Source organism: Streptomyces sp. NPDC002671 (genome assembly GCF_053592475.1).
Genome location: NZ_JBSFVU010000159.1, coordinates 1 through 1,760, shown reverse-complemented (window position 1 = coordinate 1,760; position 1,760 = coordinate 1). Strand labels below are relative to the sequence as shown.

The 1,760-nt window shown below is 68.7% G+C and carries 3 protein-coding genes; 1 reads left to right on the top strand and 2 read right to left on the bottom strand.

Annotation, left to right across the window (positions count from 1 at the left end; genetic code table 11):
• Window positions 1-50: 50 nt before the first annotated feature.
• Together ACWD35_RS45425 and ACWD35_RS45420 are read right to left on the bottom strand one after the other, a co-directional pair.
• On the bottom strand, window positions 51-1,223 hold the full coding sequence (locus ACWD35_RS45425; protein WP_451357168.1) for an amidohydrolase family protein: 1,173 nt from the start codon (window positions 1,221-1,223) through the stop codon (window positions 51-53).
• Window positions 1,224-1,398: 175 nt separating this feature from the next.
• Window positions 1,399-1,542, bottom strand: coding sequence for a hypothetical protein (locus tag ACWD35_RS45420; protein WP_451357167.1), 144 nt, complete (start codon window positions 1,540-1,542; stop codon window positions 1,399-1,401).
• On the opposite strand from ACWD35_RS45420, the gene ACWD35_RS45415 reads away from it, so the two are divergent.
• Window positions 1,532-1,669, top strand: a complete 138-nt coding sequence (locus ACWD35_RS45415) for a hypothetical protein (RefSeq protein ID WP_451357166.1) — start codon at window positions 1,532-1,534, stop codon at window positions 1,667-1,669. The genes ACWD35_RS45420 and ACWD35_RS45415 overlap by 11 nt on opposite strands.
• The last annotated feature ends 91 nt before the right edge of the window (window positions 1,670-1,760 follow it).

The window sequence follows — 1,760 nt, the reverse complement described above, 5'->3', positions numbered from 1 at the left end:
CACCTGCCACCGCGACATACCCACCCCAATACGAACCTGACCAAGCCCTACTAGTCCCCGTCCTCGGTGGCGGGCCCCGGCTCGGCCCCGGTCGCCGACTGCAGGAAGAGAGTCCCGCCCGGCGCGGCGCGGTTCGCGCACACCCGGGGGGCGGTGTCCTTGAGGCTCAGCAGCCTGAAGTAGTTCTGGCCGAGGGCGATGTCCCGGAAGGCCTCGTCGCCGAGGGCGGTGTTGATCCGGCTAGTGGCGTCGAGCTCCTGCTCGTAGACCTGGTAGTCCTTGTTCCGGGAGGCCACGAAGTCCGTTCCGGGGATCGCCCGGGTGGGATACCGGTCGAGGAACACCGCGTACTTCTGCCGGACGCCGGGCTTGCTGAAGTACTGGTCCTCCAGGACGCGCCAGCTCAGGTCCACCATCAGGTTCGGGTAGGCGTCGAGGAGTCTTTCCAGGATGTGGATGTGCTGGTCGGGATCCATGTGTGCCAGTTCCTTCGACAGCCCCATGTGCGCCCACACGATCTTGTTGTTCGGATAGAGTCGGAGGATCTCCTTCATCAGGTGGAGGTACTTCGTCGGCTCCGCGTCGTTTCCGAGGTCGGAGTGGAAGGTGACGGGCATGCCGCGGTCCCGGAGCACCTTCATGAACGGCGCCCAGTGCGGGATGTCCTCACTTGTCGCAGGCTCGGCATGGTTGGGGAACAGAGCCTGCTTGACGACGTTCACCTCGCCCGCCCATCGGAACATATTCGGGTACTCGCGGTCGAGCAGCGCGACTCCCGCGGGGATGGTCTCGGGGTGGTGCAGGTCCATGAACGTCATGGAGAGCGCGAGGTTCGGGTCGTCGGGCTTCGACTCCCGCAGGTCCTCGGCGTTGACGAAGTCGTTGCGCATCCGGGGCAGCACGGGGGTGCCGGGGCAGTCGAGGTAGTAGGTGCAGCTGGAATCCGCGGGGAGCACCTGCCCGATGCCGTACATGTTCGCGTAGTGCACGCCGCTCTTCTGCAGGTAGCCGGTGAGTTCCTCGAAGGGGATCCCCCGGCCGCCGAACGGACGGAGGTGCAGATGGCTGTCGACCTGCGACGTGTAGGGCTCGGTGGCCCGGTCGAAACACGGCCGGACCGCGAAGGCCGGGCCGGCCCCCGCTGGGGAGGCTGTGACGGTCACCGCGGTGAGGGAGGCGATGGTGGTGCCGAGCCACCTGCTGATCCGGGACTTGCTCCGCATGGTGTCACCTCTGGCGGTGAGGATGGCGCGCGACACCGGCGATAGGTGTCCCGTTCAGCAGGCATCCTCTCGCCACGAACGGTCAGGCCGAGGTATCCGGAGGCGTGTTGACCAGGGCTGTCCCTCGGTTGGGCGCCCGCGCTCCGGAGACTGCGGGCGCCCGGCTGGTACTGCGTCAGTGGCGGGCGGCCCGACGGCGGCTCGCCGTCAGCACGTCCGCGCCGATGGCGAGCAGGACGGCGCCGCTGACACCGAAGGCGATCAGCTGGCCGCTGTTGCCGCCGGTGCTGGCCAGGGTCTTGGCCGGCGTGGTCGACACCGGCTTGACCGAGGACGTGCCGACCGGACCGGGCGCGCCCGTGGAGGCGGAGGGGGCCGGCGCGGACGAGGTGGCCGAGTGGCTCGGGGTGGCCGTCGGGGTCGACGGCTTGGCCTGGGCGGAGTGACTGGCCGACGGCGAAGCCGACTCGGGTCGGGAGCAATGCTCAGGACCTGTGGATCGGCCTCGGGTTGGACGCGGAGGGCGTACCTTCCCGA

Coding starts and splice junctions, on each gene's coding strand:
- ACWD35_RS45425 (WP_451357168.1), bottom strand. CDS start 1,223: ATGCGGAGCAAGTCCCGGATCAGCAGGTGGCTCGGCACCACCATCGCC.